This is a genomic window from Bradyrhizobium sp. MI1.7 (assembly GCF_055811795.1).
This window is the reverse complement of record NZ_JBVVPO010000022.1, coordinates 64,852-80,168: the sequence shown is the minus strand read 5'-3', so window position 1 is coordinate 80,168 and position 15,317 is coordinate 64,852. Positions and strand designations below refer to the sequence as shown.

Sequence of the window (15,317 nt, the reverse complement as noted above, 5' to 3'; positions counted from 1 at the left end):
GCGTTACTGCTTCTGCAGCAACTTGAGCCGGCAGCGCAATGCCTCGCGGATATGCGCCCGCGCAAGCTGTTCGGCCTTGTCGCCGTCGCGCGCGGCGATGGCGTCGATGAGGGCCTGATGCTCGCCGTGGCTGGTCGAGGGTCGGCCTGTCACCGTGAAGGTGGTCGGGCCCAGCAGCGCAATCCAGTCCTGCAATTCGCGCGAGGCGTTGTCGAGATAGCGGTTGCGCGCGGCGCGGCAGATGGCTTCGTGGAAGGCGCGGTTGAGCCGCGCCATCTCGGCAGCGTCTGGCGCCGACGCCTCGATAAAGGCTTGCTCGATATCCCTGAGCGCGTGGACTTCGGGCGCTGAGGCGTGCTCGGCGGCCAGGCGCGCTGCAGCACCTTCCATGATCTCGCGCATGGCGTAGAGCTCGAGCACCTCGGAAATGTCGAGGTCGCGCACGATCAGCCCGCGGCCGCCGGCGGGCTCGACGAAGCCGCGGGCCGCGAGACGGCCAAGCGCCTCCCGGACCGGCGTGCGGCTGACCTTGAGCCGCTGCGCGACCTCTTCCTCGCGCAGCCGGTCGCCGGCGCGGTAACTGCCGGCCTGAAGCGCCTCGCACAGCGAGCGGAACACGGCTTCGCCCAGTGCCACGCCGCCGCCGCGTGCGATCGATCCGCCTGACTTTGCCGCGCGCTTGGCCATGTTTCCTCACGGCGCATCCTGCCCATGCAGAGATGGCACTTGCAGTACCGATGTATATCTTTGTATACAAACGTACGCAATGGCTGCCCTGGGTCGATCGGGGTCCTCGGCGGCAGAATGTCTCTAACTTCGTCGCATCGGGCAGACGGGATGAGCAGCAAATACGACGTGCTGGTGATCGGCGGCGGCAATGCGGCACTGTGCGCGGCGATCTCGGCGCGCCGCGGCGGGGCCTCGGTGCTCGTGCTGGAGGGCGCGCCAAAATTCTATCGCGGCGGCAACACGCGTCACACCCGCAACATGCGCTGCGCCCACGATGCGGCGACTGAGATCCTGACCGGTCCCTACACCGAGGAGGAGTTCTGGCAAGATCTGCTGCTGGTGACGGGCGGCCAGACCGACGAGGACCTCGCGCGCCACATGATCCGGGAGTCCAAGGACATCCTGAACTGGATCGTGGAGCAGGGCGTGCGCTGGCAGCCCTCGCTCGGCGGCACGCTGAGCCTTGGCCGCACCAACTCCTTCTTTCTCGGCGGCGGCCGCGCGATGTTGAACGCGCTCTATCTCACCGCCGAGCGGCTCGGCGTCGACGTCGAATACGACGCCGAGGTCACCGATCTCGTGATCGAGGACGGCATGTTCCTCGCCGCGCGTCTCAAGCGGCCGATCAAGGGCGAGACCGAGATCCGCGCGACGTCGCTGGTCGCCGCTGCCGGCGGGTTCGAGGCCAACATCGAATGGTTGAAGCAATATTGGGGCGAGGCCGCTGACAACTTCCTGATCCGCGGCACGCCCTATAATCGCGGCTCGATCCTGAAGATGCTGCTCGACAAGGGCGTGCAGGAGGTCGGCGATCCCACCCAATGCCATGCGGTCGCGATCGACGCCCGTGCGCCGAAATTCGACGGCGGCATCATCACCCGCCACGACTCCGTCGTGTTCGGCATCGTCGTCAACAAGCATGCCCAGCGATTCTACGACGAAGGCGAGGACATCTGGCCGAAGCGCTACGCGATCTGGGGCCGGCTGGTCGCGGCGCAGCCCGACCAGATCGCCTATATCATTTTCGACTCGACCGTCGTCACCAGCTTCATGCCGACGCTGTTCCCGCCGATCGCCGGGCAGACCGTCGCCGAGCTGGCCGGCAAGCTCGAGCTCGATCCGGCCGCGCTGGAAAAGACCATCACCGAGTTCAATGCGGCCGTGCGGCCCGGCACCTTCGATCACACCATCCTGGACGATTGCGTGACTGAAGGCATCACGCCGCCCAAGACGCACTGGGCAAGGCGGATCGAGACGCCGCCCTATCTCGCTTATCCGGTGCGGCCCGGCATCACCTTCACCTATCTCGGCACGCGCGTGAACAAGGAGGCGCGGATGCTGATGGCTGACGGCAAGCCGTCCGCCAACATGTTCGCGGCCGGCGAGATCATGGCGGGCAACGTGCTCGGCAAGGGCTACGCGGCCGGCATGGGCATGACCATCGGCAGCGTGTTCGGGCGGATCGCGGGACGGGAAGCGGCGAAACATGCACGGAACTAGAATTCTGGACGAAGCCGACCGTCTGATGACGGTCTGTAATTCCTGCCGCTACTGCGAGGGTCTTTGCGCGGTATTTCCCGCCATGGAGATGCGGCGCGCCTTCTCCGATGGAGATCTCAACTATCTCGCAAACCTCTGCCATTCCTGCGGCGCCTGCTACGTCGATTGCCAGTTCTCGCCGCCGCACGAGTTCAACGTCAACGTTCCGAAGACGCTTGCGGTTGCGCGTGCCGAGTCCTATGCGGCCTATGCCTGGCCGCAGGCGTTGTCCGGTGCCTTCGCCCGCAACGGGTTCGTCATCAGCGTCATCGCCGCGCTCAGCATGGCCGCCTTCATCCTCGGCTTTGCCGCCCTCAACGACCACAGCGTGTTGTTCGGTGTGCACACCGGCCCTGGTGCCTTCTACAAGCTGATGCCGCACAACGCGATGGCCGCATTGTTCAGCGCCGCCTTCCTCTACGCGATCCTCGCGCTGGTCATGAGCGTGCGTGCCTTCTGGCGCGACATCGGCACCCCCATTGGCGGTCGCGCCGACGGCGGCTCGATCTTCCAGGCGATCCGCGATGCCGGGGAACTGCGCTATCTCCACGGCGGCGGCGTCGGCTGCTACAACGAGGACGACAAGCCGACCGACCGGCGCAAGCTTTTCCACCACCTGACGTTCTACGGTTTTCTGCTGTGCTTCGCCGCGACGTCGGTGGCGACGCTCTATCACTACCTCTGGAGCCGGGAGGCGCCGTATCCGTGGTGGGATTTGCCCGTGGTGCTGGGGACACTCGGCGGCATCGGTCTCATCGTCGGTCCGATCGGCCTGTTCGTTGCGAAAACGCGGCGTGCACCGGAGTTGCTCGACGAGCAGCGCTACGGCATGGACGTCGGCTTCATCGCCATGCTGTTCCTGACCGGCTTCACCGGCATGGCGCTGCTAGTCCTGCGCGAGACCGCGGCCATGGGGCCGTTGCTGGCCCTGCATCTCGGCGCAGTGTTCGCGCTGTTCATCACCATGCCCTATGGCAAGTTCGTGCACGGCATCTATCGCTTCGCGGCGCTGGTGCGTTATGCGCAGGAACGGCGCAGCGAAGCCGGCTCTTGAGAGGCATGCGCGGCTGACGTATTTCTTGGGCCGTTCGCGCACAGCGCGAATCGCTTAGGGAGCCCGCGCTCATGTACATGTTTCTGCCTTTCCTGCTGGCGCTCGCGGGCTGCGCGAGTGCCTGGCGTTCGCGTGCGGGACTGAGCTATGCGCTCTGGAGCGCAACAATCGTGGTCACGGTCGCATGGTTCTTCCACCACGCGACCGATCCGCTCAAATTCTCGTTCTGACGGTGTCGAGATGAGCCCTGCAGAGCTGAGCGAGCAACGGCCGGTCGGCGCGGTCCTGAACATGCTTGGGCTGCTTGGGATCTCGTTGATCCTGACGGTGGCGTTCGCCTATCAGCTTGCGCTCGGCGAGCTGCCTTGCCCGCTTTGCCTGTTGCAAAGGGCCGGGTTCATCGCGGTCGGCATGGGGTTCCTGTTCAACCTGCGCCTCGGCGAACGCGGGTCTCATTACGCGATGATCCTCGTGGCCAGCCTCGTCACCGGCTTCATCTCGATGCGGCAGGTATCGCTGCATCTTGCGCTCGGCGATCCCGGATACGGCTCGGCGCTGTTCGGGCTGCATTTCTACACCTGGGCGCTGATCGCGGCGATCGGGATCGTGTGTTATGTCGCGCTCGTCTTCATCCTGAAGGATGTGACCGGCAAGCGAGACGGGGACGCGCCTTTGAACGGTGCGGCATCGAACACGGTCTTCGCGATCTTTGCGTTGCTGGTCGCCGCCAATCTCTTGTCCACCGTGCTGGAGTGCGGCGCGGGGCAGTGCGACGACAACCCGGTTCGCTATCTCCTGCTCAAGTGATCGGATTGAAGCGGCCTTCGTGCAGGAACGCGATCGTCTGCTCGATCGCGACGGCATTTCGTGGAAGTCCGGTGTGCGATGCCTTGACGACGATGTGGTCGGCCATGTCGGCCAATTTCGCGCTTTCGACGGAAACGCGTCCGTCATTGGGCCGCGGCAGGACAAAGGCCGAGGTGATTGGCGCGGTGGTGCGGCATCCCGCGATGACGCCGATCGCATAATCGGGCGACGGCAGGGCGGCGAGCACAGGGGGCTGGGCTGTCGAAAGCTGCGAGCCGGCCGGACCGAAAACAGCGCGGTAGAGCGAAAGGTCCTTCAGGAGATCGGCGACTTCGCTGCCGCCGTTGGGCGTGCCCAGCATCACGACACGGCCGAGCCGCACCGGACGATATCTCGCGATGTAAACCCGGGCGAGTAGCCCGCCCATGGAATGGGCGACGAAGTGGATAGCGCCGTCGCATTGCGCTGCAAACGCGGCGACCGGCGCGTGGATGTCTTCCGCAAGCTCCTCGAGCGGCTTCTTGCGGCTGGGGTAGCCGAGATTGAGCGTGGCGAAGCCGTGACGCTGCAACGCCCGATCCAGCCTCTTCAGCGTCCAGGCACCGACGCCGATGCCGTGAAGCAGGACGACGCCGTCGCACCGGGCTTCCGCCGGAGCGACGGCCGTGGACTTGTCGTCTTTACGCAACCTCGCGCTCCGGCGAGGACGCCTGCTCACGGGCCATCGTCGTTGCCGTGACATAGTCGGTCTTGCCGGTGCCGAGCAACGGCACCTTGTCGACCACCATGATCGCCGCGGGCACGGTCAGCTCGGACGCGCCAATCGCCTTGGCCTGGCCCTGCATCGCACTGCGCTCGGCGGTCTTCTCCGTCGTCAGCAGCACGATGCGCTCGCCCTTGCGCTGGTCGGGGATCGACACGGCGACCGAGGCGGCTTGCGGCCACAGCGTCGTCGCGATGCTCTCGACCGCCGACAGCGAGACCATTTCGCCCGCGATCTTGGCGAAGCGCTTGGCGCGTCCCTTGATGGTGATGAAGCCGGCCGCGTCGATCGCCACGATGTCGCCGGTGTCGTGCCAGCCCTCGGCGAGCGGTTCGAGCACGCCGGGGTTTTCGGCCCTGAGGTAACCGAGCATCACGTTCGGTCCGCGCACCGAGAGGCGTCCACCTTCCTCGATGCCGGGGACCGGATCGAGGCGGCTTTCCATCAGCGGCGAGAGGCGGCCGACGGTGCCGGGGCGATTGGCCATCGGCGTGTTCATCGCCAGCACCGGCGCGGTCTCGGTGACACCATAGCCTTCCAGGATGCGGATGCCGTAGCGCTCCATGAACACCTGACGTGTGCGATCCTTCACCGCCTCCGCGCCGGCGATCACCAGGCGCAGCGTGCGGAAGTCGTAGGCGTGCGCCGAGCGCGCATAGCCGGTGAGGAACGTATCGGTGCCGAACAGGATCGTGGCGCCGGTCTGGTAGATCAGCTCTGGCACGATGCGGTAGTGCAGCGGCGAGGGGTACATGTAGATCGGAATGCCAGCGAGCAGCGGCATCATCATTCCGCCGGTGAGCCCGAACGAGTGGAACACCGGTAGCACGTTGAACACCTTGTCATTGGCGTTGGCGTCGACTCGCGCCAGCGCCTGTGCGGCGTTTGCGAGGATATTGCGGTGGGACAGCACCACGCCCTTGGGCGTGCCTTCCGAGCCCGACGTGAACAGCACGACGGCCGGATCATTCGCCTCGCGAGCGACACGCGGCGCGGTGCCTGCGAGCAACCCCTTGATCTTGTCGGCCGTACCGATCGAAGCGCGGACATCCTCGAGATAGACGACGCGGGCTTCCGCGGAGATCGCGGCCATCAGCTTGTCGAGCTTGCCCTTCTCGATGAACGCTTTCGAGGTCAGCACGGTCTTGACCTGCGCGGCCTTCATGGCGGCGAGGACGTTGACCGGGCCGGCGGAGAAGTTGAGCATCGCCGGGACGCGGCCGATGTTTTGCAGCGCCATGAAGACGACGGCGACGCCCGCGGAATTCGGCAGCAGCACGCCGACATTCTCGCCGGCTACCGTGCCGGCTTCGAGCTTGCGGCTCAAGACCTGCGCGCCGAGGATCAGCTTGCGATAGGTCAGCTTGGTGCCGAGCGCGTCCTCGATGATGACCTTGCCGGTATCGCGGTCGCGATAAGCATGTCCGAGCGCTTCGAACAGCGTGTGATCGAGCATGGCGTTCTTGACCATGGCGTCGATCATCACGTCCTGGAGCGCGGCGCCCGCGGCATTGCGGCGTGCCTTGCCCTTCAGCGACGGATCGACCGGAAGCTTGACCGGCGGCAGGATCGTAACCGTCACCCGCGGAAACCACGAGCGCTTGATCTGGCTGCCGTTGAGATAGCTGAGATGCGAGCGCTGCGCGCCCTCGATGCGAATGGGCACGACCACCGCGTCGGCCTTGTCCGCGATCATCGCGGTGCCGTCATAGACCTTCATCAGCGAGCCGGAGACGGTGATGCGTCCCTCCGGGAAGATGACCACCGGCTCGCCGGCGGCGACGAGCTTGATCAGGTCGCGTGCGGCCAGCGGCTTGGTCGGGTCCATGGTGTAGTGCTTGACCACCCGCAGGAACGGCTTGGCCCACCAGGCCTTGGAGATGCCGGTATCGACCGCGAAGCTGGCATCGATCGGGAGCACGGCGTGCAGCAGCGGGCCATCGATCAGGCTGACATGGTTCGGTGCGATCAGCATGCGCGTGCCCGGAGGCGGCAGGTTCTCGAGGCCACGAACCTCGGTACGGAACAGCGCGCGGAACAGCAGCCCGCCGAAATCGCGTACGCCTTCCTTGCCCCACTTGGTCAGCACGAACCACACCGCGCCGAAGCTGGCGACGCCGAGGCCGAAGAAGATCCAGCCGATATGGAGGCCAGCTGCCTGGAGCAGTGCGACGAACAGCGAGCCGACCACCATGAAGGCAGCCTGCAGCACGTTGCCGGCGGCGATGATGCGAGCGCGCTCGGTCGGTTGCGACCAGGCCTGGACGGCAGCAAAGGACGGAACGACGAACAGGCCACCGCCGAATGCGAAGGCGACGAAGTCGATCAGCATGCGCAGGCCGGCGAACGAGGTTGCGAAGTCGACCGCGGCGATGTCCTGCCCCTTGGCGGTCACACCGATGGCCCAGGCGAGATCAAGGCCGGCAAACCCCATGATGATCGCGCCGATCGGCACCAGCGCGAGGTTCGGGCGGACGTGGCTCAGGCTGGCCGCGAACAGCGAGCCGATGGCGATGCCGATCGCGAAGGTCGCAAGACACAGCGTCACCACGCCTTCGGTGCCACCGACGACCTCCTTGACCAGCGCCGGCAGCAGCGACAGCACGATGGCGCCGACCAGCCAGAACCACGAGACGATCACGGTGCCGTCCCACAGCCGCTTGTCCGCGTAGAGCGTCTTCAACAGGCCGACCGTCGAGGTCCAGGGATTGGCGGTGACGGGCAGGTCGGGGGCGGATGGCGTCGTCTGCGGAATGCGGGAGGCGAAGGCCCAGGACAGCAGGGCCAGCAGGACCACGGCCGATGCAACCCAGCCCATATGCGCGGAGCCGGCCACGAACTGGCCGCCGGCGACGGTGCCGAGCAGGATGGCCATGAAGGTGGCGCCTTCGACCAGCGCGTTGCCGGTTGCGAGCTCACCGAGCTCGAGCTGGTCCGGCAGCATGGCGTATTTCACGGGACCGAACAGGGCGGCGATGACGCCGAACAGCGCGAGCGCCGTGAACAGCAGCGGCACCGAGTGCAGGAAGAAGCCGGCGGCGGCAAAGGCCGCCGCAAAGATCTCCGCGAATTTGAGCCGCCGAGCAACGACGGATTTGACGTATTTGTCGGCGAGCTGGCCGCCGAGCCCCGACAGGATGAAATAGGGGAAGATGAAGACGGCGCCTGCGACCGTCACCAGCGCGTCGCCGTGGCCGGTCGCGGCACTGTAAAGCAGGATGATGACGAGTGCGTTCTTGAGCACGTTGTCATTGAGCGCCGAGAAAAATTGCGCCCAGAACAGCGGCGCAAAGCGGCGTGACGACATCAATTCCCTGATCATGACAAGTCCTGTTTTGGGAAGGCAGCCTGAGATTGTTACGTTGTCGGTGAGGCGTCACGACCGGAAGCTTACGGGACGAACGATGGCTGGATGACGACGGTCGCCGGCCTGCTCTGTCCCCTCGACCCTTCCGATCCTGTTGGTCTCCAAATGGTCTCGTTAGGTTCGCAAATATCTGGTCGCAGCCGTGGTTCGGACGGACTGGCCGCGCTTTTCCGGATACCGCGCGGAGCGATGAGGAAAAGTTGAACCGCATCGCCAAAGGCCGCGACATCGGCTGCGAATGTCGGGACATGGTAAGTCCTTCCTTGCAACCGGGTCTTGCATTCGAGCCGACCGGAACGTCCCGGGTGCGCACGCCTCAGGTGAGATGAGCGAGGTGGCGAAAGGGCGAGAGGCGGCCGAGCAGGCTGAACCGACGGCCCGCGTGACGGCTACGGGCGCGGCTCGCCCGCCACATCCGAAAGGTCGCGCGGCGCTCGGTGAGCACGCCAGCGATGTCGCAGGCATTTGCGATGCGATCGATCGGTTGCATCGCGAACTTGAGGACGGCCCGGCCAAGGCCGGCCACGAGAGCTGCGGCGTCGTCGACGAAGGTGGTGGCGATATCAACAGCGAGGGTTTGCATTTTGCAGATCTCCGGGTTAATTTGAACAATGTTCACATGAGTAGCTTGAAAATGAACAATGTTCAAGAAGAATCGCCACGCGACCAGAAAAAAAATCGGCGGAGGCTCCAGATCCTGGAGATCGCCCGCGACATTATTTCAGCTAAGGGGCTGAGATCATTGAAGGTTCGTGACGTTGCGGAGGCTGCCGGCTGCTCGGTGGGCAGCGTCTATAACGAGTTCGGCGACTTCGACGGGGTGATCCTGACGGTCAATCGGGAGACGGTTCAGGCGCTCACGGTGCGGCTTGGCGAGGTCCCGGGGGAAGATCCCGTTCGCCAGCTCTACGGGCTGGCCGCGACCTATCTCGAATTTTTCGCCGAGCACGCAAACCTGCTGCGCTCGTTGTTCGAGCATCGGATGGAGGACGACCGTCCTTATCCCGACGACATCCTTCAGATGGTGATGGACGCTTTCGCGCTGATGCATCCACCCCTGGTGCGGCTGCTACCGGCTGCGGACGACGTGCGGATCGCGCTGCTGTCGCGCACGCTGTTTTCCGCCGTGCACGGAATCATCTCGCTCGGCCTCGAGGAGCGCATGGTGGCGGTGCCGCCCCAGATGCTGCGCCAGCAGGTCGAGCAATTCGTCGATACGCATCTCGCCGGCCTCGGGATCGTGCCGGTCGGCGCACGGTCGCCTTGAGGAGGCCAAGCGGCTACCAAGCGTATCGCAGGCTCGCGGTGCCGGAATAAGTGGTGCTGCGCGCCGCGAACTCGCCGTCGAACTTCGCCGACAGGGCAACGCCGTTCGAAAACTTCAGCTCGGCACCGGCAGATGCGAGCGCGGTGTTCTTGGCCGGCGTTGCGCCATTGACGATGAAGCTCGCGCCGGGCAGCGTCTGGAATGCGGCGACGAGCGTCGGATCGCTCACCCAATCATGGGCCCAGGCCGCGCGGCCGCGCAACGTGAGGACCGAGTTCGGCGTGACCAGCGTCGCGCGATCGAAGCGCGCGCCGAGCTCACTCCGTGTGTCGGAGGCCGTGCGTCCCTGATAGGTCAGGCCAAAGCCGCTGCCGGCCAGATCGGCCTCGGTATAAGTCGGTGTGCGAAAAGCCTGCGCCTGCGCCGCCACGTACGGCGTGAAGCCGCCAATCGGCGTGGCGAAGCGATAGCCGCCCTCGATGCGGCCTCCGACGGTTTGCGCGTCGAATTTGGCGGTGAGCTGGTTGCCGAACGGAGCGAGCCGGTCTGTCGACATCCAATGATTGGCCACGGCGAGAGAGGCGGCGAAATAGGCCGGCCCTGTACGCACGGCGGTGTAGACGCCGGCCTGGATTGCATCGCTCTTGCCGCCGCCGATCGCCTGCGCGAGGTCCCATTTGGTGCCGCCGCCCGACAGCGCGAAACCGACCAGCGCATCGCGGCCGAAATGATAATCGGCGCCGGCCGCGACGCCGCCGGTGCGCGCGCCGAGGTCGTGACTGCCGATCACGACGGGGTCGCCGCTGGTGCGGTTGGTACCGCCGAACGCCGTGCCCCAAGCCGTCCAGCGCTCCGCAAAGACCGGCGCTTTCATGGCAGGCGTCCCCAGCACCTTGTTGTAGGCGAGGGCGATATCGTCCGGCAGCGCGGCGCGTTCGGGGCTGAAACCAAGCGCCGTGTCGCCGGTGCTCATGCCACTGCGTCCACCTACGAACGGATCAAGCATGAGGCCGAGGAATTGGCTCGTGAACTGGAAGGCGCCCTGCTGGGCGCCGGTGGCGGCTTCACCCGAAAGCTGGTCCAGACTGTAACGGAGTTGGGCGTCGCTCTGGCCTGCGAAGGAGGAGAGGAAAGGCAGGTTGGGACCGAACGCGCTCAAGGCGCCGGCCACGGCCTTCTGGTTCTGCGTCTGGGCGAGGGAGAGGAATGCGGCGTTGTTGTAGTTGAGCGTCAGGAAGACGCTGAACCCGTCATAGCTGAGGGAGGAAGCGAAGAGCAGCGGATTGTATCCGCTGACAGTGACGCCCGAGAAGCTGCCGGTGACGCCAGTCGTCGTGCTGAGGATCGTGTATTGCGTCGAGGGGTTATAGGCGCCGGCGATCGTGTTGACTGCGACGGTGCCGCCGTTCAACGTTGCGCTGACCGCGAGGATCTTCTCGGATTGTCCGGTAGCGGTGACGGAGATCGCGTAGGTCGAACCGGAGTTGAACGTGACGTTGCCATTGCTCGTCAGGGTACCGAGATTGCCGGGCAAGACCGTGCCGCCCGATAGCACCGTGATATTGCCGATCGCGCCGTTACCGCTGAGGATGCCCGCGCTGACGGTCGTCGCGATGTTGGGCATCGAGCCGTTCACCTCGACGGTGCCGGCCAGGACATTCATGGTCGCGATCTCCGTCGTCGAGCCGTTCATCGTCCAGGTGGAGCTGCCGGTCTTTTCCAGCACCTCGAATTCCCGGAACTGACCGGCCGCGCCGAATATGCTGAGATTGAACGCTGCGTTGGTGGCCCCGCCCAGGCGCAGCGTGTCCGTTCCGTTGCCGCCGAGGACCCATCCCGTGATGCTCGATCCCGCTCGCAACTCGAAGACGTCGTTGCCTCCCTTCAGGTCGACAGCCGTGCTGACGCCACCGCTGATGATCGTGCCTGAGTTGATGATGGTGTCCTGATTGGCCGAGCCGATGATTGCCGTGCCCGAGGCACTCGAGATCGTGCCGGCGTTGCTGACGACGTTGCCGTCGGCCGCGCCGCTCAGATCGACGGCCGCGACATTGATGGCATGGACAAAGCCGCTCGACAGGATGTTCGCCTGATTGTTCGCCGACCCGGCACCGATGCTGATGCTGATGGCTCCGGTGACGCCGTTTCCGACCGTACCTCCGATCACGATGATGTTGTTGCTCGAATTGGCCAGTGCGAGCCCCGACGTGCCGAGGCTCGATGACCCAACCATGGCGCCGGCATCCACGGTGATGGTGTTGCCGCCGCCGCCGATCACTGCAATGCCGTCGCTGTTGGCGGAGGTGACGGTTGCGTTGCCGAAGACCTTGGCCGCGCTATTGGATGCCGCCTCGAGGACAACGCTGGCAAAGGTCGGGTCATTCAGAGAGGTCGCGGTGCCGTCTCCAATGTTGACGGTGACACCGCTGACCACGGGCGCCGTCTTGATCTGGGTGTTGCCCGCTCCGGTGCAGGTGATCGAATCGCCTGACTGCAGCGCTGCCTGCGCGCCGCTTCCAGTCACCACACAGGCCGCCTCTGCCGGCGTCGCGAGCCACGGCAGCGCACCACCTGCGGCAACAGCGCCGATCGCGGTGCTCAAGAGAAACGCACGCCGCCGACACGTCTTCGCGCGACGGATCCGGGGCGGGGGCAACAAACCATTCCAGGGCACCTGCAAACTCCTCTTTCGGCACGGTCCGGGCGGAATTCGGACCGCAACGTTGGCTGGTGCCATGCTTAGCGAGGGAGGTTCTGGCCATCGTGGATCAGCGCGCAAGGCGGTGTGGCGGAAAGCGAAAGACGCAGTTTTTTGGGAGCAATGTGGCCGCGGCGTCACATAGCCGCGCCGCTGCGACGCCGTTGGACGATGTCTGCAATCGGATGCCGGGGTTGAGAGGGCGCCGGCGCCTGTCAACCTCGCGCTGCGACGGCCTCGCGCGGACGGGCTGCAACGACGACGACGTCCGGTCTGCCATTGTCGACCTGTACCCGGTTGCGCCCCTTTTCCTTGGCGCGGTAGCAGGCGGCATCCGCGCGCCGCATGGCGTCCTCGAGCGTGGTGTTGCCGTCCGCGATACAGGCGACGCCGATGCTGGCAGTCACCGCGAAGCAACGATCGTCCCAGGCGAAGGTGAACAGCTCGAGCGATCTGCGCAGGCGTTCGGCGATATCGACGGTGGTCGAGGGCGAGCACTGCGGCAGGATCAGGCCGAATTCGTCGCCGCCGAGCCGGGCCACCAGATCATGCGGCCCCCGGTCCTGTTGCAGCAGGCGCGAGACCTGGCAGAGCAGGCGGTCGCCGGCGAGGTGGCCGCAGGTGTCGTTGACGCTCTTGAACTGGTCGAGGTCGAGCAGGATCAGGCCCAGCGAACCCGCCGCGGTGGTGTCCAGCACGCTTTGCAGGCGCGCCTCGAAGGCGCGGCGGTTGGACAGGCCGGTCAACCAGTCGTGCGATGCCTGCCATGCCAGGCGCTCCTTCTCGGCATGCAAAGCATCCTCGAACGCCTGTCGTTGCAGCATCAAGCGCCGCGTGTGCCAGATCAGGAGCAGGATCAGCGTCGCGGCCGCCACGATGTTGATGCACGTCAGCGTGACCTTGATGGCGCGCGAGCCTTCGCCGAGGACGGTCGAGAACCGCTTTGCATGCACCGTGAACTGCGTGTTGAGTTCCGAGAGCCGCGACGACAGCAGCCGCAGGCGGTCGCGGTCCTCAATGGGTCCGTGCGCCAACTCGGACCGGATGACCTCGCCGAAGACGCTGAGCTCCAGCAACATGGGATCGGTGGCCGCCCACTCGTGGATCGCTTCCTGGAGGAAGCTGACGCGGTTGAAATAGCGGAACAGCCAGATCAATCCCGGAACGTCATCGGGATGGTTGCCGCCTTGCAGAAACCCGACGCGGGCGGCCTCGACGTCGACCGGATCGCGCTCGAGTGCCCAGCGCGCGAACTCATCGCCGATGGGAACGGCGAGGGACGCCTGGTAGTGGGTGAACTGGCTCGGTTCGCCTGAATGCAGATAGAGATTGAGGAAATAGACCGCGTTCTTCTGTGACCGCGACCACATCGCTTCGCCCGCGACATAGGCGCGGACCGATGACATCACCTCGAGGCTGAATCCCGCGATCGTTGCCTGGAGCACGACGACCATCACGAATGGCGAGACAAGTTTGATGACGTGAAGGAAACTACGCCCCTTCGTCGACGTCGCTGTTCTGCGAAACACCCTGCATTCCCCAAATCGATCAACGACCCCACCGGAGCGTCGCGCCTGCAACGCCAAGTAGAGGGGAAAGTTGCTTAACTCGACCCCAAGGACGCAGGCGACTGCACTGCAGGGTGAAAGCGTCGTGAAGCGGATGCCCGCAGATCGTTGCAAATGCCGACCAACCGGAACCGATGCGGTCGTGGCGAACCAATGCCTCGCATTCGTCCTGCGCGGTTTACCTGATCGAGAGAGTTTGGTCCGGCGCTAGACCAGCACCGGCTTGCGCACCCGGCCAGCGTCGCCGAACACGCGCAAATAGCGTTCGATCTCGGAGGGCATGCCGGTCGCCTTCTCCGGATTGTCCGAGAGCTTGACGGCCGGGTGGCCGTCAACCGACGACACCTTGCAGACCAGCGAGATGGGATCGAGATTGAACGAGCCGTCCGGCGGGCAGCCGACGAAATCATTGGTGAGGTTGGTGCCCCAGCCGAACGAGAGCCGCGAGCGACCGGAGAAGTGGTGATAGGTCTCCTCAATCGAGCCGACATCCATCGCATCGGAGAAGACGAGCAGCTTGTCCTTGGGGTTGCGGCCCTTCTTTTCCCACCAGGCGATGATCTCCTCGCCGGCCTGGATCGGTGGCGCGCTGTCGGGGCGGAAGCCGGTCCAGTCGGCGACCCATTCCGGCGCATCGCGCAGGAAGGATTTGGTGCCGAAGGCGTCGGGCAGCGCGATCAGGAGATTGCCGCCATAGGTCTGGCGCCATTGGTCGAGAATGCGATAGGGCGCCCAGCGCAACTCCTCGTCGTCCTTGGCAAGCGCAGCCGCGACCATCGGCAGCTCATGCGCATTGGTGCCGATGGCTTCGAGATCATTGTCCATCGCCAGCAGCACGTTGGAGGTGCCGATGAAGGACGGGCCCAGGCCTTCCTTCACCGCCTCGACGCACCAGCGCTGCCAGAGGAAGCCGTGGCGGCGGCGGGTGCCGAAGTCGGAGAGCCGCAAATTCTCGAGCTGGCGCAGCCGCTCGACCTTGGTCCACAGCTTGGCCTTGGCGCGGGCATAGAGCACGTCGAGCTCGAAGCGGCCGCGGCCCTTCATCGCGGCGCGCGACCGCAACTCGTTGAGGATGGCGAGCGCCGGAATTTCCCACATCGTGGTGTGGGTCCAGGGGCCGTGGAAATGCAGCTCGTACTGGCCCTCGACCTTGCGCAGCTCGTATTCGGGCAGCCGGAATTCGGCCAGCCAGCGGATGAAGTCCGCCGAGAACATGTGGGTCTTGCCGTAGAAGGTGTTACCGGCAAGCCAGATCAGCTCTTTCTTGGCGAAGCGGATGGTGCGGGCGTGGTCGAGCTGGGCGCGCAGCTCGCCCTCGTCGATGATCTCGGCCAGCCGCACATGGCGCGAGCGGTTGATGACCGAGAAGGTCACCTGCTGATTCGGATAGTCCTCCCGAATCATCTGCAACATCAATAGCTTGTAGAAGTCGGTATCCAGCAGGCTGCGGATGATGGGGTCCAGCCGCCAGCTATGATTGTAGGTCCGGCTCGCAATATCGGTCACTGTCATGGGACAATTCTAG

At 65.1% G+C, this 15,317-nt stretch carries 12 protein-coding genes; 5 read left to right on the top strand and 7 right to left on the bottom strand.

Going from position 1 to position 15,317, the window contains the following annotated elements; translation table 11 throughout:
• Positions 1–3 precede the first annotated feature (3 nt).
• Positions 4–687 carry a GntR family transcriptional regulator gene (locus AC0L3X_RS21080; protein WP_063985261.1) on the bottom strand — a complete coding sequence of 228 codons (684 nt, stop codon included), beginning with the start codon at positions 685–687 and terminating at the stop codon, positions 4–6.
• 150 nt (positions 688–837) lie between these two features.
• On the opposite strand from AC0L3X_RS21080, the gene tcuA reads away from it, so the two are divergent.
• The 4 genes from tcuA (at position 838) to AC0L3X_RS21060 (ending at position 4,129) form a co-directional block, all read left to right on the top strand.
• On the top strand, positions 838–2,229 hold the full coding sequence (tcuA, locus tag AC0L3X_RS21075; RefSeq protein WP_063985260.1) for an FAD-dependent tricarballylate dehydrogenase TcuA: 1,392 nt from the start codon (positions 838–840) through the stop codon (positions 2,227–2,229).
• The gene (gene tcuB / locus AC0L3X_RS21070; RefSeq protein WP_354095955.1) at positions 2,216–3,322 is read left to right on the top strand and encodes a tricarballylate utilization 4Fe-4S protein TcuB; all 1,107 of its coding nucleotides are present in this window, start codon (positions 2,216–2,218) and stop codon (positions 3,320–3,322) included. The genes tcuA and tcuB overlap by 14 nt, the downstream gene beginning before the upstream one ends.
• A gap of 71 nt (positions 3,323–3,393) precedes the next feature.
• Complete coding sequence (locus tag AC0L3X_RS21065) at positions 3,394–3,552, top strand: DUF5993 family protein (protein WP_187387802.1); 159 nt, start codon at positions 3,394–3,396, stop codon at positions 3,550–3,552.
• A 10-nt stretch (positions 3,553–3,562) separates the two neighbouring features.
• Positions 3,563–4,129 carry a disulfide bond formation protein B gene (locus AC0L3X_RS21060; protein WP_063985258.1) on the top strand — a complete coding sequence of 189 codons (567 nt, stop codon included), beginning with the start codon at positions 3,563–3,565 and terminating at the stop codon, positions 4,127–4,129.
• Here AC0L3X_RS21060 and AC0L3X_RS21055 read toward each other — a convergent pair.
• The 3 genes from AC0L3X_RS21055 to AC0L3X_RS21045 form a co-directional block, all read right to left on the bottom strand.
• Complete coding sequence (locus AC0L3X_RS21055) at positions 4,122–4,817, bottom strand: esterase/lipase family protein (RefSeq protein ID WP_063985257.1); 696 nt, start codon at positions 4,815–4,817, stop codon at positions 4,122–4,124. The genes AC0L3X_RS21060 and AC0L3X_RS21055 overlap by 8 nt on opposite strands.
• Positions 4,810–8,214 (bottom strand): acyl-[ACP]--phospholipid O-acyltransferase, encoded by a 3,405-nt coding sequence (locus AC0L3X_RS21050; protein WP_063985256.1) that lies wholly within the window; start codon positions 8,212–8,214, stop codon positions 4,810–4,812. The genes AC0L3X_RS21055 and AC0L3X_RS21050 overlap by 8 nt, the downstream gene beginning before the upstream one ends.
• A gap of 361 nt (positions 8,215–8,575) precedes the next feature.
• Positions 8,576–8,842, bottom strand: coding sequence for a hypothetical protein (locus AC0L3X_RS21045; RefSeq protein WP_063985255.1), 267 nt, complete (start codon positions 8,840–8,842; stop codon positions 8,576–8,578).
• Between the two features lie 51 nt (positions 8,843–8,893).
• Here AC0L3X_RS21045 and AC0L3X_RS21040 point away from each other — a divergent pair, with 51 nt between their 5' ends.
• Positions 8,894–9,526, top strand: a complete 633-nt coding sequence (locus tag AC0L3X_RS21040; protein ID WP_231145213.1) for a TetR/AcrR family transcriptional regulator — start codon at positions 8,894–8,896, stop codon at positions 9,524–9,526.
• 13 nt (positions 9,527–9,539) lie between these two features.
• Here AC0L3X_RS21040 and AC0L3X_RS21035 read toward each other — a convergent pair whose 3' ends face one another.
• From AC0L3X_RS21035 to pncB, 3 genes are all read right to left on the bottom strand, one after another.
• Positions 9,540–12,128 (bottom strand): autotransporter outer membrane beta-barrel domain-containing protein, encoded by a 2,589-nt coding sequence (locus tag AC0L3X_RS21035; RefSeq protein ID WP_354131889.1) that lies wholly within the window; start codon positions 12,126–12,128, stop codon positions 9,540–9,542.
• 311 nt (positions 12,129–12,439) lie between these two features.
• Positions 12,440–13,753: a GGDEF domain-containing protein gene (locus tag AC0L3X_RS21030; protein ID WP_041955081.1), complete on the bottom strand. Its 1,314-nt coding sequence runs from the start codon at positions 13,751–13,753 to the stop codon at positions 12,440–12,442.
• Positions 13,754–13,999: 246 nt separating this feature from the next.
• Entirely contained in the window at positions 14,000–15,304 is a 1,305-nt protein-coding gene (pncB, locus tag AC0L3X_RS21025) for a nicotinate phosphoribosyltransferase (RefSeq protein WP_028159033.1), read from the bottom strand.
• Between the last annotated feature and the right edge of the window lie 13 nt (positions 15,305–15,317).